A 21,529-nucleotide genomic window follows, 5' to 3' on the forward strand; every position below is an offset into this window, starting at 1 on the left:
ACATTCGCCTCTGCTGCGGAAGCATCAGATGTGAATAAAAGAGGGGGTGGGGGGCCGGGGACGGTGCCGTCCTCGTTGGTGACGGTGAAGAGGCCCGCCATGCCCATGTCCGAGTGGCTCTGGACGTGGCAGTGGTACATCCAGTGCCCGGGGCCCACGTTCTCGCCCGCGATCACCTGGAAGCCGAACGAGTCGGCCGGGCCGCAGATCTTGTTGTCGATGATCCGGCTCGGGTCGTTCTCGTCGGCGAGGAGCCCGGTGCGGTTGTCGGCCCAGCGGTGACCGTGCATGTGGAAGGTGTGGTAGAGCTCGCCGTGCGTGATCATGATGATCTCGCAGCGCTCGCCGAGCTTGGCGGTGAAGTCGGGCCCCTGCGGCAGGTTGTTGATCGTCATGTCGTTGAAGACGATCGTGAACTGCTTGTCCGGCAGGACATCGCCCCTGCGCCGGACCACCAGCGGTCCGTAGAGCCCCTTCTGGAGGCCGCCGGTGCCGTGGTCGGTGCCCACCACGTGGTCGTGGTAGTGCCAGTAGCCCGCGCTGCCGGGCCTCAGGGTCCCGTCGCGGCGGACGCCGGGGGCATGGGTGTTCCAGGTGTACAGTCTCGACTCCCCCGGTTCCACGATGCTGTTGGTCAGGCGGGTGCCGTCGCTGTCGATCGCGTAGTCGACGCCGTGGACATGAAGGCTCACGGCCACATCCATGGTGTTGACGAGATCGATCTGGAGTGTGTCCCCTTCGTACATCTCCAGCAGTGGCCCGGGTATGGACGCCTGGCCCGGCTCCAGGCCGTAGCCCATCTGCCCGTTGGGCATCTCCTCGGCGTAGAGGGTGAACCGCCGGACCTCGGCGCGAGCCGGCGCGTTCGTGGCCCCCTGGGCCGAAGCGTGTGCAATGGCCGCCGTCAGGCCCACCGGAGCGAGGGCCGCCGCGGCGGCGCCGCCTGTGAATGATCGTCGGGAGAAGGCTGGTCGTCGCATGTGCTGCGCCTTCCTTGGTCAACGCTCTGACGGCGGCTCATGGTATGACCACGCCAAGAGTTTGCCCACCCTCAGGACAAAGTTTCCCTGTTTTCGGTCATAGCCATTGGCTGCTCAGCAAAAGAGGTCTAGCTTCCATGGGCGTTGCTGCTGTCACCTGAGAGGGGCGCGCGAGCTATGGGCCGCAAGCCACAGGTATGGGCGCTTGCTGTAACCATGACGATCACCTTGCTGGGGACCGCCCCGGCCGCCGCGCAGAACGACGCGGCGAACCAGCCCCGGGCGGGCCAGCTGCCCGGGAGTCAGAACGCTCGGGTGCTGGTCTTCCACGGCGCCGACGCGCCCGAGGAGAGAACGCAGGCCGGCGTCGAGGCCATCGAGGCCATCGGCGCCGGCGGCGCCGATGCCGAGCAGTTCGCGGTCGAGTCGACGGACGACCCGGCTGTCTTCACCCCCACCGAACTGAACGTGTACAACGCCGTCGTCTTCCTGTCCGCGAGCGGGGCCGTGCTGAACGCGGATCAGGAGTCGGCTCTCCAGAACTACGTGCGCTCGGGGGGCGGCTTCCTCGGCGTGCACGACGCGGCCAACGCCCAGCCGGAGTCGGAGTGGTTCACCGGCCTCATCGGCTCCCGCCCCGACGCGGGCAGCCCCGGCGAGGCCCAGCCGGCCGTGGTGGAGGTCGGGGACCGGGCCAACCCGGCGACCGCGGACCTTCCCCTGGAGTGGACCCGCAACGACGTCTGGTTCGACTGGGAGACCAACCCCACCGGCGACGTCCACACCGTGGCCCGGGTGCGCGAGCGCAGCTACGAGCCGGGCGCGGGCGCCGAGGGCTGGGACCACCCCATCTCCTGGTGCCGGGACTACGACGGAGGGCGCTCGTTCTACACGGGCATGGGCGGTACGGAGGCCAGCTTCACGGAGGAGAACTTCCGGAAGCACCTGCGCGGCGCCCTGCTGTGGACCAGCCGCCTGGCGCGCGCCGACTGCCAGGCGACCATCACGGAGAACTACGCCGCCGAGCGGCTGACGGAGCCCAACCAGCCGGAGGCTCTGGACCAGATCGGCGAACCGCACGGGCTCGACATCGCCGACGACGGCCGCGTCTTCTACATCGGCCGCGGCGGGCAGTGGGGCAGCGCCCCCGTGGTCACGGACTGGAACGACCCGGCGGTCGGCCTCGGCCCCGGCACGGTCCACGTCTACGACCCGGCCACCGAGGAGGTCTCCCTCGCCGCCACCCTGGAGGTGTTCGGCAACAAGGGCGGTGGCGACGAGCTGGTGAAGAACGAGGAGGGCCTGCTCGGCATCGTCCTCGACCCGAACTTCGCCGAGAACAACTGGATCTACCTGCACTGGACCCCCCACTCGGAGATCGACCGCGAGGCGCGGATGGCCGAACGCCGCGTCTCCCGCTTCACGTTCGACCCCGAATCCGGCCGGCTCGACCTCGCCTCCGAGGCGGTCCTGCTGTCCTGGCCGGTGCAGATCCACAGCTGCTGCCACGCCGGCGGCGGGATGGACTTCGACTCCGAGGGCAACCTGTACATCGCCACCGGGGACAACAACTCCTCGCAGTTCAGCGACGGTTACTCGGGCAACAACCCGGAGCCGAACTACGGGGGCGTCTCGTTCGCCGACGCCCGCCGCACCGCGGGCAACACCAACAACCTCAACGGCAAGATCCTGCGGATCCACCCGGAGGACGACGGGACGTACACCGTCCCGGAGGGCAACCTCTTCACCGGCGAGGAGGAGGGCGGCGGCAAGACCCGGGCCGAGATCTATGTGATGGGCGTGCGCAACCCGGCGCGCATCGCGGTGGATCCGGAGACCGACTGGCTCTACGCGGGCTGGGTCGGCCCCGACGCGGGCGAGCCCAGCACCACCTGGGGCCCGGCGAAGTACGACACGTTCGCCGTCATCACCGAGGCGGGCAACCGTGGTTGGCCGTACTGCATGGGCAACGCCCAGCCGTACCGCGACCGCAACCTCCCCGACCCGACGCAGCCGCTCGACTGGTACGACTGCGACGCGCCGAGGAACGAATCCCCCAACAACGACGGCCTGGTGGAGCTCCCGCCGGTCACGGGGAACAACATCTGGTACTCGCCGCAGGGCGGGGCGCCGGACTACCCCCGCGACGAGAACGGCATCCCCAGCTACCAGATGGACGACCAGACGTTCCTGCTGCCCTGGCTCACCGGTGGCGGTCAGGCGACGATGAACGGGCCGCTCTACCGCTATGACGAGGACAGCGAGAGCACGGTCGCATGGCCCGCCTACTGGGACGGCAAGTGGTTCGTCGGCGACTTCTACGACGCCGACCAGCCGCGCCACGCCGTGGTGATGGACCCCAGCAACGCGGGCAGCGGCGGTCTCCCGGTGCACGCCGAGAGCCTGGACGAGATCATCCCGGTCGGTGAGGGCGGCATCCGCAACCTCATGGACTGGAAGTTCGCGCCCGACGGCTCGATGTACGTCCTGGACTACGGCCGCGGCTTCTTCACAGCCGACTCCCAGTCCGCGCTGTGGCGGGTCACCTACCAGGGCGGACCCCCCACACCCGCGGCCGCGGAACTGGCCCGGTAGTACCGGCAGCAACGCAGAAAGGGTGTAATCAGCAATGACGCACGGCGGTGTTCTCGGGGGCGGTCCCCGGCATCCGCGACATCTGCGCGGAGTGTCCTCCACCCGGCGCCTGGTGGCCCTCGTGGTCACCATGTGCCTGGCGGCACTCACGATGGCGGCCATCCCGGCCGCCCAGGCCCAGGAGCCCCGCGGCGGCGACCCGTCCGCCGCGGCGGCCCAGACTCTGACCTGGACAGCGGACAACGACATCACCCGCTACAAGACCCAGCCGACCACGGCCGTGGCGGGCGAGACCACGATCGTCTTCGAGAACAGCGCGGCCACCGGCAACACCACGTCGATGCCGCACACGCTGACGTTCGACACGTCCGACCCGGACTACAACAACGACGTCAACGTGAACCTCATGGCCAACCCGAATGACGCGAACGGCGGGCGGTGGGAGGTCACGGCGACGCTGACCCCCGGCACCTACCGCTTCTTCTGCGCCATCCCCGGCCATGGCTCGATGCAGGGCGAACTGGTCGTCACCGAGGACGGCGGCGGTGAGGACACCACCCCGCCCGAGGTGACCGCCACCGTGGACGGCGAGCAGAACGAGGCCGGCGACTACGTCGGCTCCGCCTCGGTGGCCCTGGAGGCCACCGACGAGGGCTCGGGCGTCGAGGCGATCGAATACGCCGTGGACGGCGGCGAGTTCGCCCCGTACGAGGCGCCGATCGTCCTCAACACCGTCGGCGAGCACTCCGTCGTCTACCGGGCGACGGACGTGGCGGGCAACGTGTCGGAGGACCAGACGACCACGGTCGCCGTGGTCGAGCCCTCGGGCGACGACACCACCCCACCCGAGGTGACCGCCACCGTCGACGGCGAGCAGAACGAAGCCGGCGACTACCTCACCATGGCGACGGTCACCCTGGAGGCGACCGACGCGGACTCCGGCGTCGCGGGCATCGAATACGCGGTGAACGGCGGCGAGTTCGCGCCGTACACCGAGCCCGTCATGGTGCACAGCGTCGGCGACCACTCGGTGAGCTACCGGGCCACCGACAACGCGGGCAACTCCTCGGAGGCGGGCACGGCCAGCTTCACCGTCGTCCAGGACGGCGGCGAGGACCCGGACGACCCGCCGCCGGCGGACTGCCCGGAGGCCGACGACCGTCCGCTCGTCGTGGTCGGGGACGTGCTCACCCAGGTGCCCAACCGCACCAACCCCGAGGGCTGCACCGTCAACGAGATGATCGAGGACGAGCGCGGCTGGTCGTCCAACGGCTCCTTCCTGACCCATGTCGCGGAGGTGACCGCGGACCTGGTCGCCGACGGCGTCATCGACCAGGAGGGCAGGCGCAAGATCCGGCGGGCGGCGGACCGTTCCGACGTCGGCGAGCCCGGCAACCAGGCGGGCTACGAGCGGATCCTCGACGGCACCGCGCAGTCCCTCGACCGGTGGGGCCACGTGGGCGGAGGGGCGTTCGAGCTGAACGAGGACGGCTCCATCACCAGCAGCACCGAGGTCGAGGGCATGGGCATGCTCTGGTTCCCCGAGGCGCAGTACGGGGACTTCGTGCTCAGGCTCAAGTTCCGCGACGACACGGCGGGCGGCACCGCGAACAGCGGCGTCTTCGTCGGCTTCCCGAGGGTGCACGGCCACCCGGAGGAGTCACGGCCCGAGTGGGTGGCCATCAAGTACGGCCACGAGATCCAGATCTCGGACAACAGGGGCGGCGACCAGTACAAGACGGGCTCGGTCTACGGCTTCGACCTGGTCAACCGCGGCGCGTCCATGCCGACCCCGACGGGCGTCTGGAACGACTACGAGATCCGCGTGGTCGACCAGCACTACTCGGTCTACCGCAACGGCCTGCTGATCAACGAGTTCGACAACGCGCCGGGGCAGCTGTTCTCCCCGCCGCGCGCGGACGACCCGGGCACCGACGGGCGGCAGAACGAGACCGGCTACATCGGGCTCCAGACCCATGGCACGTCCGATGTGATCACCTTCTCCGACGTCAGGATCAGGGAACTGTAGGCGCCGCGAGCACCGCAAGCAGCGCAAGCACCAGGGGAAGGGCCCGCCGCACCCGCGGCGGGCCCTTCGCCGTGCGGTCGGTGAAGGAGAACCATGAAGCGCCGCACACTCGCCGTCCGGAACATGAGGAACTACGGGCGGAGGTATCGGCTGAAGAAGGCGGAGCGCATGCTTCGCAGCCGGCATGCCGCTGAGACCCGCGAGCTGGAGGACACCCTGACCACCTACGCCAACCAGATACAGGTACTCGCCTTACGCAACGCCGAGTGGGAAGCCGAGACCGCCCGCCTCGTCGAACAGTTGCGGCAGGCTGGCGGGAGCGTGAGCGCCCTTCCGTCGGCGGAGCGCCCGCCGTCGAGCGTCCCTACGCCGCGTCATTCGCCGGGATGAGTGGTTCGGAAGATGTCGCGGCGATCTCAGCGAGGGCGCGATTGTTGTCAGCGGGAACCGACCGTCTCGGCTACCTGAGGACTGTGTTCAGCAAGGCGGCCCGTTCGCTCAGCTCGTCAATACCGGCGATGCCGCCAAGGCGGTCGAGGCGGGCCCGCATCTCCTGGACGGCGTCGTGGACCTTGACCGAGCGGATGCCGTCCGCGCAGTCGAGGAAGTCGTGCCAGGTGGCCACGGCTGCGCCGATGTCGTCGCGCTGGAGATGGATCTGGCCGAGGTCGGCCAGGACGATCGCGCGGGTCCGGCGCCGGTCCAGCCCGTGGATATCCAGAGCGTGATGGAGATGGTCCTCGGCGGCGTCGAGGTCCCCGAGGCGGGCGAGGATCATCCCGGACTCGTGCGCCCACCGGCCCGCCGAGTAGTGCCCGGCCCAGGACTCGCCCGGGGTGGCCGGGGATCGTTCGATGGCGGTCTGGGCGGCGGCCAGCGCGGACGTGGCGGTGCGGCGGTCGCCGTCGAAGGCGGCGGCGTTGGCCAGCGTGGTCTTGTAATAAGCCAGGGCCCTGGGGTCGTCGAGGTTGCGGGCATGCCGCACGCACTCCTCTGACAGGCGGACGGCGGCGGCGCGGTGGCCGTGGTCGATGGCCTGGACGGCCATGCCCCGCAGGGCGGTCGCGGACAGCTCCGCGTCCCCAGCTTCGGCCGCGAGCCGGTATGAGTGGGCGTAATAGCGCTGGGCGAGGCCCTGGTTGCCCTCGTCCCCGGCCATCCACCCGGCCAGATGCACCAGTTGGGAGACGGCCGCGAACAGGTCGCGGCCGACTGGTTCGGTGAAGCTGCCGTTCAGCCAGGGGGCGACGTCCTCGGTGAGATAGCGCACGACCAGGTGGCGGGCATGCCCGCCGCCGAGTTCGGCGGCAGCGTCCCCGAGGACCTTGGTCATCTGCCGCACCGCGGCGACTTCTCCATGGCCGACGCTCACCGACGCCGAACCGGTCCGGGCCGCGGCGGTGCGGCGGGTGATGTCATCCAGGTCAGGCAGCGCGAGAACGCTCAACGCATACGCACTGGAGGCTGCCATGAACTGCCGACGCTCCACGTCCCACTCTCCTCACCGGACCACCGACGCCACGGTATCGCCAGACGCCGGCTGACCTGCGTCCCAAGCCGGGATCTGCCCGGCCTCGCGGGTCCCCGGTGGGCGGGAGAGGAACGAAGAGGACAGGCCGCCGGCCAGGCTCCCGGTCTGACCGGTCCCCTCGGCGAAGGGGAATAGCCGGCCGACTCCGGATTCGGCCAGCACGATCAACTGCCCCGACACAGAACGCTCATCGCCCTCGGCATGGGCAACGTCCCGGACCCCGTCGCCGGCAGTGGCGTCGGGGCGGGGGGAGTAGTCGGTGGCGAAGCCGAGCTGGACCGGGCCGGTGGTGAACAGGCGGCACAGCAGGTCCTGGTAAAACGCGCTGGGCTGGTGGCCGGCTTCCCAGTCCTTCCATGACCGTTCGGTCAGCCCGACCTTCTCCAGTCCTTCGCGCTCGACGAGGTCGTGGGCGGCCCGCACGGCCTGGGCGACGGTCCACCCGGCCGCCAGACGACGGCATTTGAGACGCTGGTGACCGCAATGGGTCCCGATCTCGGCGGCGATCACCGCCGCGATGGCAGGCGGAAAAGGCTCGTCAGGCCGGGTCTGGGCGAGGAGGCGTTCTCGCAGTTTCCGGGCACAGGAGACGTCGTGGACCGGTTCGGTTCGTTTCTGGCCGGTGACGGTCACCATCGCCTCCCCACGAGGCGGACGGACAAGACGGGCTGATGCGGCAGGTCACGCTACCGAAAGGTCCCTGCCTGGCCCATAGCGATGTCAAACCTTCACCCACAAGGGCGGCTTCGCCGCCCACTGCGGGCGAGACGCCCGCCCACTCGGGGCGGGAAGCTCTCACTACCGGCGAAGACCCCGCGCCACCAGGCTGTTTGCAGGCGCCGTGTCCGGCCGACGGACCCCGGTGACGACGGCCTCGGCCCGCCCCATCGGCGGGGCCGAGGGGCATCCGGCCGGGCGCGTCGCGCCTTCCACCGTTTCACGCGGCCCCCGACTCGCTCGGGAGCCCTCGGAAAGGGAGATGGGATGGACGAACAGCGCTCACCCGCCGACGTCTCGGGCCAGGTCGCCCAGCTCGGCCGGCTGGACCCGCAGGTGGTCGAGCGGATGCGGCACGAAGCCCTGACAGTCCCGGCGCCCTGGAAGGCCGAGTACGGGGCCTACCAGTCCGGCGGCTGGTGGACGACCTCGCTGATGAACGCCTCCGGCGACGCCGCGGATGTGACGATCGGCGACTGCACCGCCAGGCCCACCGGCCTGCTGGACCACATGCCGGTCACCGCCGAGCTGCTGGCGAGCATGGGTCTTTCCTACATGTGGGTGCGGCTGGCCCGGCTGGAGCCGAACGCCTTCCTCTGGGAACACCGCGACTACGACGAACTCACCTCCACCGAACGGCACCGCCTCCACATCCCGCTGCACACCAACGCGACCGCGTTCCTGGTCACCGGCGGCGTGAAGATCCACATGACGGCCGGGCGGATCTGGCAGCTGACCCCCACCTACGCCCACGGCGTCTGCAACCTGCTGGGCCCGGACCGCATCCACCTGATCGCGGACGTCTACGCGGACGACGCCTACCGGGCCCTGGCCGAGCGGGCCCACCTGCCCGCCTCCACCGCTCAGCCACTGCCGGCCGCCCCGAAGGCCCGGCTGGCGGACGAGCTGGCCGCCGCCCGGCGCCTGGCCGACCTCGGGCACACCGCGGCGGCCGAGCGGCTGCTGCTGCGGCTGATCTACTCCTTCTCCCTGCCCGAGGGCACCGCCTACGACCTGATCACCCAGCTGCACACCGCCCTCGGCGACGCCGAGGCCGCCGACCGCTGGACCCAGGCCAAGACCAAGCTGCTGGCCCTCACCTCCTGACCGCCGGCTCGACTCGGATCCGCTCGCTCGCTCCTTAAGGAGTCACGTCATGCCCGCCGCGCTCACCCCGGCCACCGACCGACTGGTCCTGGCCGAGCTGGCCGAGGCCAACCGCCCGGCCCAGCTTCCGCTGGTCACCCGCATCGCCGAGATCCTGGCCGCCTCCCCGGCCGTCACCCACCTCCTGGTCCGAGGGTCGCTGGCCTCCGGCACCGCCGACCGCCTCTCCGACATCGACTTCGTCGTCGGTGTCCACGACGCCCACCTGCCCGCCTACCTCACGGCCCTGGACGACCTGATGTCGATCGAGGCCGGGGCCCTGCTGCCCGGCTGGCGGGACACCATCGTCGCCGACCTCGGCGGCATCGGGAGGGTGTTCCTCCTGCCGCACGACGGCAAGCTCCAGCAGACCGACCTCTACCTCGCCCCCGCGTCGAAGGTCCCCGCCCTCCGCCGCCAGATCTCGACCGCCAGCCTCCTGGACTGCCCCGCCCCCTCGGTCATGCCACCGGAGATCCGCCGGGCCGAGGAGTTCATCGCCGAGCACACCGCACGGCCGAAGTCCTGCACCGAGCTGCTGATCGAGCATCTGGTCCTGGCGGTGCTGCTGCACAAGCGCATCCGCCGCGGCCAGCGGTTCGTCGCCTACTCCGAGTGGCACCTGCTGCACACCGCCACCAAGGACCTCATCAAGGCCGCGCTCGCCCCCGCCTCTCGCTTCTGGGGCTGGTATCGGCTGGCAGAAGAGATCGCGCTCACCCCGATCGGGCGGGAATCCCTGGCCGACCTGGAGAAGGCGATCATGGGGCCCGCCGTCCCGGACGGCGCCGACGTCGACGCCGCCCTGGACCGGGTGATCGACCTGGCCGAGCGGGCCTGCCCCACCGCCCTGGACAGCCTGCGGGACGCGCTGACCGCCTACCGCACCTACCTGGAGCTGGCATGACGACCGAGCGGAAGGCGGTGTTCTTCGGCGGGGTGATCCCCGCGTCGCCCGGCGAGGAACGCATGGCCGAGGAGATCGGCGCCCTGCTGGCAGGCCGGGGATTCACGCTGCTGCACGGCGGCTACAACGGGCTGATGGAGGCCGCTGCCCGCGGGGCCGCCGCCAACGGGGGCCGGGTCGTCGCGGTCACGCTCGGGCAGGACAAGCACGCTGAGTGGGGCGAGTTCAACCCGCACATCACCGACGCGGTCCACCTCCCGGACCTGGGCTCGCGGCTGAACCACTACCTCGACGACGCCGAGCTGATCGTCGCGATGGGCGGCGGCGTCGGCGTCCTGCACGAGCTGGCCGCCGCCCTCTACATGGGGACGGCCCTGCGGCCCGTCCCGGTCTTCGTCGCCGGGGAGAAGGCCCCGAGGTTGCTGGCCTTCCTCAAGCGGGAGAAGTGGCTCGCCGAGACCCCCACCAGGTCACCGGCGTTCATCCACCCGGTCGACTCCACGCAGGCACTGGCCACTGAACTGGCCCGCCTCGCTCCCACGGGAGCCGGGTCATGACCGCCCCCGCCGAGGCGGAGGCGACGGCATCGTTGGCGGGTCGGCTGGCCCACACCGCTTGCGTGACCGGCCGGTTCACGCTGCCGGACGGCCAGGTGCTGGACTCCTACTTCGACGAGTACCGGCTGGCGGCCGACCCGCAGCTGCTGCACGACGTCGCCGACGCCATGGCTCCCCTGGTCCCCGACGGCAGCGAGGTGCTGGCCGGCATCGAGCTGGGCGGCGTCCCCCTCGTGGTCGCCCTGTCCGCCGCGACCGGCCTGCCCGCCGCGTTCCTGCGGCGGCTGCCCAAGTCCTACGGCTCCCAGCAGCAGATCGAAGGCACCCCGGTGGACGGGAGGAGGGTGGTGCTGGTCGACGACGTGGTCCGCTCCGGCGGGCAGCTGCTGGCCATGACCCGCACGCTGCGGATCGCCGGAGCCCGCGTCGCCGACGCGCTCTGCGTCCTGGAACGGCCGCTGGGCGGCCGGACTCTCCTGGCTGACCGCGGCGTCACCCTGACGCCGCTGCTGACCGAGACCGACCTCCCCACCGCGAAGGAGGGGCTATGGTGAGGCGGGCGGTGCTGTTCGACATGGACGGAGTGCTGCTGGACAGCCGGGACGCGGTGCTGGCGACCCTGGCCGGCGTCGCCACCGCTTCCCTGGGCCGCCGCATCACCCCGGCCGATCTCCCACCCGACGCGGCGACCACGCCGCGGGTCGAGGTGCTGGCCGGGCTCGGCGTCCCGCACCCGGACCAACTCTGTGAACTCTGGTGGGACGCGGCCCTGGCCACCGCCGCCGGCACCGAGCTGTTCCCCGGCGTCCTGGACGGGCTGATGGCCCTCAGAGACGAAGGGACGGCCACCGGGCTGGTCACCCTCCAGCTCCGGTCCCGGCTGTCCTGGCTGCTGCCACCGGCCGTGCTCGCGCAGCTGGACGTGACCGTCTGCCGCGAGGACGCCGCCCCCAAGCCCGCCCCGGACGGCATCCAGCTCGCCCTGGACACCCTCGGCGTCAGCCCCGCCGAGGCTGTCTTCCTTGGCGACAGCACCGGCGACATGCGGGCCGCCCTCGCCGCCGGGGTCACCCCGATCGGGGCCGGGTGGGGCTATGCCGGAGGCCAAGCCCTGCGCGACGCGGGGGCCGCCGTCGTGCTGCACGACCCGGGCTGGATCGGTCCTGGCCTGCTCGATCACCGGGCCACAGCCTCAGTCACAGCACGGTCGCGTTAAGCGATCATGGACTCCGACCCGCTACAGTCGGTGGTGCAGCAGATCCCCCTGGTCCCGGGCGGGCTGCTGCACCACCGATCGTGATCAACGGATCTGGAGTCATGGTTTACACCGTGGGGGCGCGAGCTATCTGCGTCGAGCTGGAGAACTGAGAACACTCTCAGTCCCTGTTCTCGGCCCGGCTCGGCGTGTGATCACCCCACCAACCTCTTCGCGACTCTTCCGTGAGGCCACCCAGCCATGCGCTCGACGCAGATCCGCAGCACTTTCACCCACTTCTTCACCTCCCGGGGCCACCAGCCCGTCCCGTCCAGCCCGCTGATCCCGGACGACCCGACGCTGCTGCTGGCGAACGCCGGGATGAACCAGTTCAAGCCCTACTTCCTCGGCGAGACCCAGCCCCCCTTCCCCAGAGCGACATCCATCCAGAAGTGCGCCCGCACCTCCGACATCGACAACGTCGGCCGCACCAACCGGCACGCGACGTTCTTCGAGATGATGGGCAACTTCTCCTTCGGCGACTACTTCAAGGAAGACGCCATCACCTACGCCTGGGAACTCCTCACCGAGGGCTACCAGTTGGAGAAGGAGAAGCTCTGGATCACCGTCTTCGAGGACGACGAGGCCGAGCACCTCTGGCGCCGCATCGGCGTCCCCGCCTCCCGGATTCAGCGGCTCGGGATGGAGGACAACTACTGGTCCATGGGCGTCCCCGGACCCTGCGGCCCCTGCTCGGAGGTCAACTACGACCGCGGCCCGGCCTTCGGCAAGGAAGGCGGCCCGGCCATCGACGGCGAACGCTACGTCGAGATCTGGAACCTGGTCTTCATGCAGTTCCAGCGAGGCGAGGGCGACAAGAAGGGTAACTTCCCCGTCCTCGGCGAGCTCGCCAACAAGAGCATCGACACCGGCCTGGGACTGGACCGGCTCGCCGCGATCCTCCAGGACGTTCCCAACGTCTGCACCACCGACCTGCTGGCCCCCACCTTCTCCGCTGTCCAGGACCTCGCTGGCCGGGAAAGTCCCAGCGAGGGCGAGGAGAAGGTCTCCTTCCAGGTCGTCACCGAACACGCCCGTTCCATCGCCTTCCTTATCGCCGACGGCGTCCTGCCCGCGAAGGACGGCCGTGGCTACATCCTGCGCCGGTTGATGCGCCGGGCGATCCGCCACGCGCGTCTGCTCGGCGTCGATGGCCCGGTCCTGCCCCAGGTCACGGGCAGCGTGATCACCAACCTCGGGGACGTCTGGCCCGAACTTGCCGGACAGGCGGCCCTGATCGAGCAGGTCGTCACCGCGGAGGAGGAGTCCTCTGCCGTACCCTCACCCAGGGCACCCGGCTGCTGAACGCCGCGATCAGCCGCACCCGTGAGACGCGTTCGGCCACCCTGCTCGGTGAGACCGCGTTCGAACTCGCCGACACCTACGGCTTCCCCCTGGAACTGACCGTCGAGGCGGCCCGCGAGGCGGGGCTGACCGTCGACGAGGACCGCTTCGCCGCGCTGCTGGACCAGCAGAAGAAGCGCGCGAAGGCCAGCGGCAAGGCCAAGACGGCCGAGGCCCTGCGTGCGATGGACACCTACCGCGAGCTGGCCGCCCGCCTGCCGCGAACCGAGTTCCTGGGCTATCAGCAACTGACCGCCGAGGCCACCGTCACCGGACTGATCTCCGGCGGCGGCGTCACTACCGGCGTCGGCGAGGGCAGCGACGTCGAACTCGTCCTGGACCGCTCACCCTTCTATGCCGAGGCCGGCGGCCAGATCGGCGACACCGGCACTCTGACCCTGCACGACGGGACCCGCCTGTGGATCACCGACACCCGCTACGGGCTGGAAGGCTTCCGCGTCCACACCGCCCGCGTCCTCGAAGGCGAACTCCGCACCGGGGCGACCGGCGAAGCCCAGGTGAATGCCGAACGACGAGCGGGCCTGATGCGCTCGCACTCCGCCACCCACATCCTGCACGCCGTCGTCATGGCCACTCTGGGCGATCACGCCCGCCAGCAGGGCTCGCTCGTCGAACCCGATCGGCTCCGCTTCGACTTCGCGCACTTCACCGCCCTCACCCCCGACCAGCTTGACCAGATCGAGCACGCCGTCAACAGTCACGTGCTCGACGACCCGGAAGTGCGGGCCTGGCACGCCGACCGCGACGAAGCAGAAGCCTCCGGAGCCATCGCCCTGTTCGGAGAGAAGTACGGCGACGCCGTCCGCATCGTCGACATCGGCGACTTCTCCCGCGAACTCTGCGGCGGCACCCACGTCGCCCACGGCTCCCAGGTCGGCACCTTCCGCCTGCTCAGCGAGTCTTCCATCGGCGCCAACCTCCGCCGTGTCGAAGCACTCACCGGCCACGGCGCCCTTACCCACCTGGACACCGAACGGCTCCTGTTGGGCGAGCTCGCCAGCCTGCTCGGCACCCGCCCCACCGACGCCCCCGGCGCCCTCCGCAAACGCCTGGCCGCGCTTGCCACCGCACAGGACGAACTCACCCGGCTCAGGGCCGTCGAGCTGCGCGAACAGGCCACTCACCTCGCGGACACCGCCCGGCGATCCGGGACCGGACGGATCGTCTCCCGGCCGGTCACCGGCACCACAGCAGACGAACTGCGCACGCTCGCCCAGGAGACGGCCGCCCGTCTGGAAGACCCCGCCGTCGTCATCCTGGGCACCGAACGAGACGGCAAGGCCCTCCTCGCCGCCGCCGTCACCCAGGGCCTGCACCGCAACGGCATCCAGGCCAGCCAGGTGCTCACCGCCGCCGCCCGCGTCGTCGGAGGCGGAGCCGGGGGCCGCGGCCCGATCGCCAGCGCCGGAGGCCGCCGCCCCGAAGCCCTCGACCAAGCCCTTACGGTCGCCACTCAGGCAGCCCGTCGATTCGTCGGGCAGAACTGAAATCGAGCAAAAGGGCGGGTCCGCTGATGCCCATGTGTCTGCGGACCCGCACGCCCACCACTCAAGCGACTCGCGTCCAAGCCTCCTTGTTCTGAGACACCGATGGCCACACACCGTCGAGACGGATCACAGTTCCATGAGGCACTCGGGAACGGGGCACCTTGCCAGACCGCACAACGCCACGGTTCACCCAGTACACCGCGTCCGCGCGGTCGTGGGCGGTGAACGCCGCCTCCTGGGCGCGGGCGGCGGCGCGGTGGTCGCCGTTCGGCCCGCTCGAAGCCCTCGGCGGCCGGGTCCTCGTCGCGGAGCTGGGTGAAGTCCGCGTCCAGCGTCGGGTCGCCGCCCACGCGGGCGCCTCATGCTCATGCAGAGCACCCAAAGCTGGAAACCGCGCCCCGCCGCGGGCCCTTCGTCGTGTCCGGCGCGTGGCGCGTCACAGGCCGCTGATCCGGCCGTTCCTGAAGAGGTCGACGAATATCTGGTGGTCGGTCCTGGCCCGCGCGCCGTAGGAGTGCGCGAAGTCGACCAGCAGGTCGGGGAAGCCGTCCTCGTCGGCGGCGATCGCCGCGTCGATGGCCGACTCGGTGGAGAACGGCACCAGCGAGTGGCCGCTCTCGTCGTCGGCCGCCGCGTGCATGGTGGCGGTGGCCCGGCCCAGGTCCGCGACCACGTCGCCGATCTCCGCCGGGTCGTCGATGTCCGACCAGTCGAAGTCCACCGCGTAGGGCGACACTTCGGCGACCAGCTGGCCCGCGCCGTCCAGCTCGGTCCAGCCGAGCCACTGGTCGGCGTGCGCCTGGAGCGCGCGCTGCGAGATGACGGTGCGGTGGCCCTCGTGCTGGAAGTAGCCGGTGACGCGCTCCTCGGTGATGTGCCGGGAGACGGCGGGCACCTGGGCCTGCTTCATGTAGATCACCACGTCGTTCTCCAGCGCGTCGCTGCTGCCCTCCAGCAGGACGTTGAACGAGGGCAGGCCCGCGCTGCCGATGCCGATGCCCCGGCGGCCGACCACGTCCTTGACCCGGTAGGAGTCGGGCCGCGACAGGCTGGCCTCGGGCAGCGTGGACAGATAGCCCCGGAAGGCGGCGAGGACCTTCTCGCGGACCTCCGCGTCCAGCGCGATCGCTCCCCCGCCCGGCGCGAACCGCCGCTCCCAGTCGCGGACCTCGGTCATGGAGTCCAGCAGGCCGAAGCGGGTGCGGGACCGCGCCCGGCGCAGCGCGCCCAGCAGGGGCCCGGCCGCGGTGTCCAGCGTGAACGGCGGCACCTCGTCGTCCTTGGCGCCGCCGGCCAGCGCGCGGATCCGCTCGCGGTAGGCGGCGGCGTAGGACCGCACCAGGCCGCTGATCATCTCGTCGCTGAGCGCCTTGGTGTAGCCGATGAGCGCCACGGAGGCGGCGAAGCGCTTGAGGTCCCAGGTGAACGGGCCGACGTACGCCTCGTCGAAGTCGTTGACGTTGAAGATCAGGCGTCCCTGGGCGTCCATGTAGGTGCCGAAGTTCTCCGCGTGCAGGTCGCCGTGGATCCACACCCGGGAGGTGCGGTCGTCCAGGTAGGCGCCGTCGGGACCCGCCGTTTCGAGGTCCTTGTAGAAGAGGCAGGCCGAGCCGCGGTAGAAGGCGAACGCCGAGGCCGCCATCTTGCGGAACTTGACGCGGAAGGCGGCCGGGTCGGCGGCGAGCAGCTGCCCGAAGGCGGTGTCCAGGACGGCGCGGATCTCCTCGCCGCGCCGCTGGGCCCGGTCGGGGACGGATGGCTGGGACGACATAGGGACATGCCTCCTGAGGCGCGTGTGCGAACCGGGCCTCTTCCGTGGCCCCCCACGCGGACGAGACTACTCGCCGCCGCGGGGGCCGGCGTCCGGGGTGGGGAGGGTGGGCGGGCGGCCGGTGCGCCGCTTCCCGCCCGTCGCCCTCATGGACGAAGCTGGGGCGCATGGTGGAGCTGAGACAGCTGAGGTACTTCCTGGCCGTGGCGGAGGAGTTGAGCGTGACGGCGGCGGCGCGAAGCGTCCACATGGCGCAGCCCGCGCTCAGCCAGGCCATCACCCGGCTGGAACGGCAGCTCGGCGCCGCCCTGTTCGACCGCACCGGCGGGCGGCTGCGGCTGACCGCGGCGGGACGGCTGCTGGTCCCCGAGGCGCGGGCCCTGGTGGACCGGGCCGCGGAGATCGCCGAACTGGTCCCGCGGGCCAGGAGCCCGGAGCGGACGGTGCTGCGGATCGGCGCCATCGCCTCGGCCGGCTCCGGCCTGCTGCCGCGCGTGCTGCCCGGCTTCCTGGCGGAGCACCCGTGGGTCAGGCCGCGGGTGTACGAGCTGGGGCAGCGGGAGCAGGTGGAACGGGTGCGGTCGGGGGACCTGGACGTCGGGGTCTGCCGCCTGTCGGCGGCCGGGGACGGAACGGGCGTGGAGGTGCGCCGGCTGGCCGACGAGCCGCTGTGCTGCGCGGCGCCGAAGGGGCATCCGCTGGCGGCCGGAAGCCGCCCGGTGGACCTGGCGGCGCTGGCCGGGGAGGACCTGGTCGGGTTCCCCCGGTCGCTGGCGCCGGTGGCGTACGACACGATCGTGGCGGTGTGCATGCGGGCGGGCTTCTCGCCCCGGTTCAGCCAGGAGGCCCGCAACGACCAGGCGATCCTGGGGCTGGTCGCCTGCGGTCTCGGTCTCGCGCTGGTGCCGGAGATGACGACGCGGCTCCGGGTGCGGGGGGTCGTCCACCTCCCGCTGGCCGAGCCCTACGCCGTGACCTCCCTGTCGGTGATCACCCCCGCGACCGGCCCCCAGGAGGCGGCGCTGCTCCTGCGTGAGGCGTTCGACGCGGCCCGCCCCGCACCGGAACCCACCTGAGCCACCCGCCAGAACTCCTCCACCCGGCGACCGCCGCATCCGGCCCGCCCCGCCCCGGAACCCACCTGAGGCGCGCCCCCGGCAGCGGCCGGGGACGCGACCACCTGGCGGAACTCCTCCGCCGGGCGACGGTCCCCTCGGCGATCTCGGCGCCCCGGCGGACGCCGTCCCGTTCAGGGGGCCGTCTCCGCCAGGCGGGAGATCCGCATGGGGGCGATGTCGAACGACGTGCCCCGTTCCAGGGCCAGTTCGGCGGCGATCCGGCCGAAGGCGGGGGCCATCTTGAAGCCGTGGCCGGAGAAGCCCGCCAGCACCACCACCCGGTCCTGGCCCGGCACCCGGTCGATCACCGCGGTCCGGTCGGCCGTGTAGCCCTCGTGGTAGACCGCGTGGCGGACGGGGTACGGGTGCAGCCCCGGCAGGTAGCGCCCCACCGCCTCGCCCAGCGGGCGCAGCCTGGCCTCGTCGATGTCCCGGGTGAACGCGTCGGGCCCCGGGAGGTCGCCCCAGACGTCGGCGAAGCCGGTCTTCACCGACATCCCGTCCATCATCGGCACCCCGAAGAGGTGCACCCCGTCCGTGTCGCGGATGAACGCCGGGAAGCGCTCCGGCGCGTAGGCCGCCGCGTCGGCGCGCGGCGCGAACCAGGTGAGCACCAGCGGCCTGACGGTCAGGTGCCCCGCGAGCGCGGGAACGAGGCGCCCGCTCCAGGGACCGGCGGTGACGACCACGGCCCCGGCCGTGTACTCCGTGCCGCCCGCCGTGATCCGCACCCGGTCGTCCTCGGGCCGGACGCTCTCCACCCGTGTGTGGTCCAGCAGCCGCGCGCCGGCGAGCCGGGCCTGCGCACAGGCGGCGAGGACGGCGAGCTCGGGCCTGAGCACCCCGCCCCGCACGTCGAGGACGCCGATCTCGCCGGGGCGGGCGAGGTGCTGGGGGTAGCGGGCGGCGAGGTGGTCCTGGTCGAGGATCTCGTGGTCGAGGCCGTGCTCCTCGACGGACCGCCGCACGTTCCGCATGGGCGGCAGTTCGGGCAGGCCGAGGGAGAGGCAGCCGGTGGGGTGGAACAGCGGCAGCCCGGAGGCCGCGCCCAGCTCGCCCCAGAGCTCGCGGGCGTGGCGCAGCAGGGGCACGTAGGCGGCGCCCTCGTGGTAGGCCATGCGGAAGAGCCGGGACTCCCCGGCGGAGGCGCCCCGGTCGTGGGCCAGGCCGAACTGCTCGAACCCGAGGACGGAGGCGCCCGCGCGGGCCAGGTGCCACGCGGTCATGGAGCCCATGGCTCCCAGGCCGATGACGGCGACGTCGGCGTCCACGGTGCGGGGTCCCTTCGGTGGGCGGGGGCGGGGCGTCATGGGGCGGTCTGCCGCGGGACGGACGCGGCGGACGCCGCGGGCGCGGAGGGTGTGACGCGGGCGCGGCGCCCGGCGCGGGCGAGGATCAGGGACAGGGCGAGGGCGACCAGGCCCAGCGCGGTCCAGCCGCCGGCCAGGGCCCAGACCCCGCCCGCCGCGATGATCGTGGGGGTGAGCGTGACGGTCAGGGTCTCCAGCGGCGCCAGCGGGAGATAGGCGAGGCCGAACTCGTCCAGCGTGCGGGTCTCCAGCTTGGGGTCGCTCATGCGCAGCAGGGCGACGCCGGTGGAGACGGAGCCGGTGGCCCAGCCCCAGGTGAACAGCGCCTTCTCGAACCAGTCGGCCTCGAAGACGCGGGGCGCCACGACCAGGAAGAGGAGGAGGCAGACCGCCAGGCCCAGGGCGAGGAGGAGCAGCAGCGGCGTGACGTAGTCGGCGACGAAGCTCGGCACGATCGAGGCGATGCCGCAGACGATCAGCACGTCGGTGGCGGTCCCCGACACGCTCCTGAGCGTCGTGGGGTCCACATAGCCCCAGGCGGGGGTGGAGCGGCCCACCAGCCGGAGCGCCAGGCCCACGAGGAACGCGACGGCGAAGACCGGGACCACAAAGTCGGGCCAGAGGTCGCCGATCCACTCGGATATGCCGTAGGCGGCGGCCGAGACGCCCGCCACCAGGGAGAGCTGGAGGGCCAGCGGCTCGATCGAGACGGCGGAGGTGGTCGCCGTGCCGGTGGCCGTGCGCTCCTCCCGGTTCCTGATGAGGCCGGTGCGCAGATCCTCCGGGAGGTCGGCGAAGCGGCCGACGCCCTTGGCGTGCCCGCGCCGCGCGCCCCAGTTGGTGACGGCGATGCCGCCGACGATGCCGACCAGCATCCCGAGGGTGGCGGAGGTGAAGCCCAGGGAGCTCGCTTCCTGCCAGCCGTCGCCCTCGAACGCGGAGCCGAGCGCGGCGGCCGTGCCGAATCCGCCCGCCCACCCGGCGAAGAGCATGGTGCCGAACGCGTCGGGGGTGTCCCAGATGGGCCCGAGCAGAATGAGCGCGAAGGCCACTCCGAGGCCGACCTGCACGGTGTACATGCCGATCGAATAGAGCGAGAAATTCCCGGTGGATTTCCCGAACGCGCCGAATCCGGATTCGCTGGAGAGCGCGAGGCAGGCGAATACGACGACGATCAGCACGGACGAGTACGTGCCGAGCTGGTCGGAGAAGGGGAGGAGATCGAGAACCTCGGGGCCGAGCAGGAGGCCGAGGAATCCGGCGATGACACTCGACGGCAGCATGAGGCGTTGCACCAGGGACAGCCTGGCGCGGGCGAACGCGCCGACGACGAGGAGAGCGGCGATGAGTCCTGCGTCGCCCAGAAGCGACCACGGCGTGTACTCCATGCGGGCTCCTCACCTTTTCCGCCAATGCCGGACTTTCTATCAGCCCGCTCTTGGCCGGGACAGGGGAAGGCCCATACGAAAAGGTGAATGGGGTCATACGCCGCGGGTTATGGAGGGGTGGGATCCGGGCGCCGGTCCTGCCCGCCGAGCCGCCGCACGGCGGCGACGATCTCGTGGTTGGGCACGCCCTTCTCCAGGTGCTCGCTGACGCCCGCGCGCCGCAGTTCCTCCAGAGCCCCGGCCTCGCCGTAGGCGGAGAACGTGAGAATGCGGGTGGCGGGAGAGCGGGCGAGGATCTCCCGGGCGGCGCGGGCCCCGCCGCCACCCGGCATCCTCAGGTCCAGGATCGCCACGGCGGGGGTCCGGCGCGCGGCCAGGGCGATGGCCTCGTCGGTGTCCCGGGCGGCCCCGACCACGTCGAAGTCGCTCTCCTCCGCCATCACCTCGCACAGCACCTCGCGGATCAGGGGGTCGTCGTCGCAGACCAGCACGCGGATCCGGCCCGCTCCCCCGGTCATGAGGGCCCGGGGGGCCGGTCCCCGGCGGGAAGCCAGAACTCCACGGTGGTGCCCTTCCCCGGGGTGCCGCGGGTCCTGAACCAGCCGCCCGCGGTCTCGGCGCGTTCCCGCATCTCGATCATCCCGAAGTGCTCCTGGCCGCGCGCCTGGTCCTGCGCGCCGGCCACGCGCGGCAGGCCGATGCCGTCGTCGGTGACATGGGTGAGGACGCCGCCGTCCACGGGGGCCAGGGAGAGGGTGACCGTGGTGGCCCTGGCGTGCTTGTGGACGTTGGTCAGCGCCTCCTGGCAGATGCGGAAGATCGTGATCGCCGTCTCCGGCAGGGGCTCGCTGAGCAGCGTGTACGCGAAGGAGTACCTCAGGTGCCGGTCGGTGACCGCGTCGTCGAGGTAGTCGGCGAGGGACTCGCGCAGCCCGTGCCGGTCGATGCCGGGCGGTCTGAGCCTGAAGATCAGGTTGCGCAGGCGGCCGATGGCCTCGCCGACCGTCGCGTCGAGCCGGTGCAGCGCCGCGGCGTGCTCGGGCGGGAGGCGCCCGGCCAGGAGTTGGAGGCGCATCCCGACGGCGACCATGGACTGGAGGGAGTCGTCGTGGACGTCCCAGGCGATCCGGCGCCGCTCCATCTCCTGGGCCTCGACCAGGTGGGCGACCAGGCGGCGGCGCTTGGTGATGGCCTGCTCGGCGCTGCGGCGCTCGGTCAGGTCGTGGGTGACCTTGCCGAAGCCCCGCAGCCGGCCCGAACCGTCGAACAGCGCCGTGATGACCACATTCGCCCAGAACCGCGACCCATCACGCCGGATACGCCACCCCTCATCCTCCAACCGCCCCTCCGCGACCGCGATCTCCAACTCCCGC

Annotated in this window: 19 protein-coding genes; 11 read left to right on the forward strand and 8 right to left on the reverse strand. The window is 71.5% G+C overall.

What is annotated here, in order from left to right:
- Positions 1-980 (reverse strand): multicopper oxidase domain-containing protein (locus tag ADY01_RS15225; RefSeq protein WP_049572520.1); only part of this gene is annotated, 980 nt, incomplete at its 3' end.
- Between the two features lie 177 nt (positions 981-1,157).
- On the opposite strand from ADY01_RS15225, the gene ADY01_RS15230 reads away from it, so the two are divergent.
- The 3 genes from ADY01_RS15230 (at position 1,158) to ADY01_RS15240 (ending at position 5,994) form a co-directional block, all read left to right on the forward strand.
- Complete coding sequence (locus ADY01_RS15230; RefSeq protein ID WP_107081736.1) at positions 1,158-3,575, forward strand: ThuA domain-containing protein; 2,418 nt, start codon at positions 1,158-1,160, stop codon at positions 3,573-3,575.
- A gap of 151 nt (positions 3,576-3,726) precedes the next feature.
- A complete protein-coding gene (locus tag ADY01_RS15235) occupies positions 3,727-5,604 on the forward strand; it encodes an OmpL47-type beta-barrel domain-containing protein (RefSeq protein ID WP_234320242.1) in 1,878 nt (625 codons plus the stop codon).
- 93 nt (positions 5,605-5,697) lie between these two features.
- Entirely contained in the window at positions 5,698-5,994 is a 297-nt protein-coding gene (locus ADY01_RS15240; RefSeq protein WP_049572485.1) for a hypothetical protein, read from the forward strand.
- A 70-nt stretch (positions 5,995-6,064) separates the two neighbouring features.
- On the opposite strand, the gene ADY01_RS15245 is transcribed toward ADY01_RS15240, so the two are convergent.
- Positions 6,065-7,075, reverse strand: coding sequence for a tetratricopeptide repeat protein (locus ADY01_RS15245; protein ID WP_234320241.1), 1,011 nt, complete (start codon positions 7,073-7,075; stop codon positions 6,065-6,067).
- Between the two features lie 30 nt (positions 7,076-7,105).
- Complete coding sequence (locus ADY01_RS15250) at positions 7,106-7,771, reverse strand: hypothetical protein (protein WP_049572490.1); 666 nt, start codon at positions 7,769-7,771, stop codon at positions 7,106-7,108.
- 348 nt (positions 7,772-8,119) lie between these two features.
- Between ADY01_RS15250 and ADY01_RS15255 the strand changes: the two genes are divergently transcribed.
- From ADY01_RS15255 to ADY01_RS41285, 7 genes are all read left to right on the forward strand, one after another.
- A complete protein-coding gene (locus ADY01_RS15255; RefSeq protein ID WP_049572492.1) occupies positions 8,120-8,959 on the forward strand; it encodes an aspartyl/asparaginyl beta-hydroxylase domain-containing protein in 840 nt (279 codons plus the stop codon).
- A gap of 49 nt (positions 8,960-9,008) precedes the next feature.
- On the forward strand, positions 9,009-9,905 hold the full coding sequence (locus tag ADY01_RS15260) for a nucleotidyltransferase domain-containing protein (protein WP_049572495.1): 897 nt from the start codon (positions 9,009-9,011) through the stop codon (positions 9,903-9,905).
- Positions 9,902-10,462 (forward strand): LOG family protein, encoded by a 561-nt coding sequence (locus tag ADY01_RS15265; RefSeq protein ID WP_049572498.1) that lies wholly within the window; start codon positions 9,902-9,904, stop codon positions 10,460-10,462. The genes ADY01_RS15260 and ADY01_RS15265 overlap by 4 nt, the downstream gene beginning before the upstream one ends.
- Positions 10,459-11,016, forward strand: a complete 558-nt coding sequence (locus ADY01_RS15270) for an orotate phosphoribosyltransferase (protein ID WP_049572501.1) — start codon at positions 10,459-10,461, stop codon at positions 11,014-11,016. Before ADY01_RS15265 ends, ADY01_RS15270 begins: the two co-directional genes overlap by 4 nt.
- On the forward strand, positions 11,010-11,678 hold the full coding sequence (locus tag ADY01_RS15275; protein ID WP_049572504.1) for an HAD family hydrolase: 669 nt from the start codon (positions 11,010-11,012) through the stop codon (positions 11,676-11,678). Before ADY01_RS15270 ends, ADY01_RS15275 begins: the two co-directional genes overlap by 7 nt.
- Positions 11,679-11,918: 240 nt before the next feature.
- Positions 11,919-13,022, forward strand: a complete 1,104-nt coding sequence (locus ADY01_RS40580; protein WP_267888434.1) for an alanine--tRNA ligase-related protein — start codon at positions 11,919-11,921, stop codon at positions 13,020-13,022.
- Positions 13,023-13,030: 8 nt separating this feature from the next.
- The gene (locus tag ADY01_RS41285; protein WP_267888435.1) at positions 13,031-14,569 is read left to right on the forward strand and encodes an alanine--tRNA ligase-related protein; all 1,539 of its coding nucleotides are present in this window, start codon (positions 13,031-13,033) and stop codon (positions 14,567-14,569) included.
- 436 nt (positions 14,570-15,005) lie between these two features.
- On the opposite strand, the gene ADY01_RS15285 is transcribed toward ADY01_RS41285, so the two are convergent.
- Positions 15,006-16,340, reverse strand: a complete 1,335-nt coding sequence (locus ADY01_RS15285; protein ID WP_049572507.1) for a DUF2252 domain-containing protein — start codon at positions 16,338-16,340, stop codon at positions 15,006-15,008.
- Between the two features lie 167 nt (positions 16,341-16,507).
- Here ADY01_RS15285 and ADY01_RS15290 point away from each other — a divergent pair, with 167 nt between their 5' ends.
- A complete protein-coding gene (locus ADY01_RS15290; protein ID WP_049572510.1) occupies positions 16,508-17,416 on the forward strand; it encodes a LysR family transcriptional regulator in 909 nt (302 codons plus the stop codon).
- 173 nt (positions 17,417-17,589) lie between these two features.
- On the opposite strand, the gene solA is transcribed toward ADY01_RS15290, so the two are convergent.
- The 4 genes from solA to ADY01_RS15310 form a co-directional block, all read right to left on the reverse strand.
- On the reverse strand, positions 17,590-18,729 hold the full coding sequence (gene solA / locus ADY01_RS15295; protein ID WP_049572512.1) for an N-methyl-L-tryptophan oxidase: 1,140 nt from the start codon (positions 18,727-18,729) through the stop codon (positions 17,590-17,592).
- Positions 18,730-18,764: 35 nt separating this feature from the next.
- Positions 18,765-20,156: a sodium/glutamate symporter gene (locus tag ADY01_RS15300; RefSeq protein ID WP_049572515.1), complete on the reverse strand. Its 1,392-nt coding sequence runs from the start codon at positions 20,154-20,156 to the stop codon at positions 18,765-18,767.
- A 107-nt stretch (positions 20,157-20,263) separates the two neighbouring features.
- The gene (locus tag ADY01_RS15305; protein ID WP_049572518.1) at positions 20,264-20,674 is read right to left on the reverse strand and encodes a response regulator; all 411 of its coding nucleotides are present in this window, start codon (positions 20,672-20,674) and stop codon (positions 20,264-20,266) included.
- Positions 20,671-21,529: sensor histidine kinase (locus tag ADY01_RS15310; protein WP_049572525.1), on the reverse strand; the 859-nt coding region annotated here is incomplete at its 5' end. The genes ADY01_RS15310 and ADY01_RS15305, both read right to left, overlap by 4 nt.

Source organism: Streptomyces sp. SBT349 (genome assembly GCF_001083795.1).
Lineage (GTDB): Bacteria > Actinomycetota > Actinomycetes > Streptomycetales > Streptomycetaceae > Streptomyces.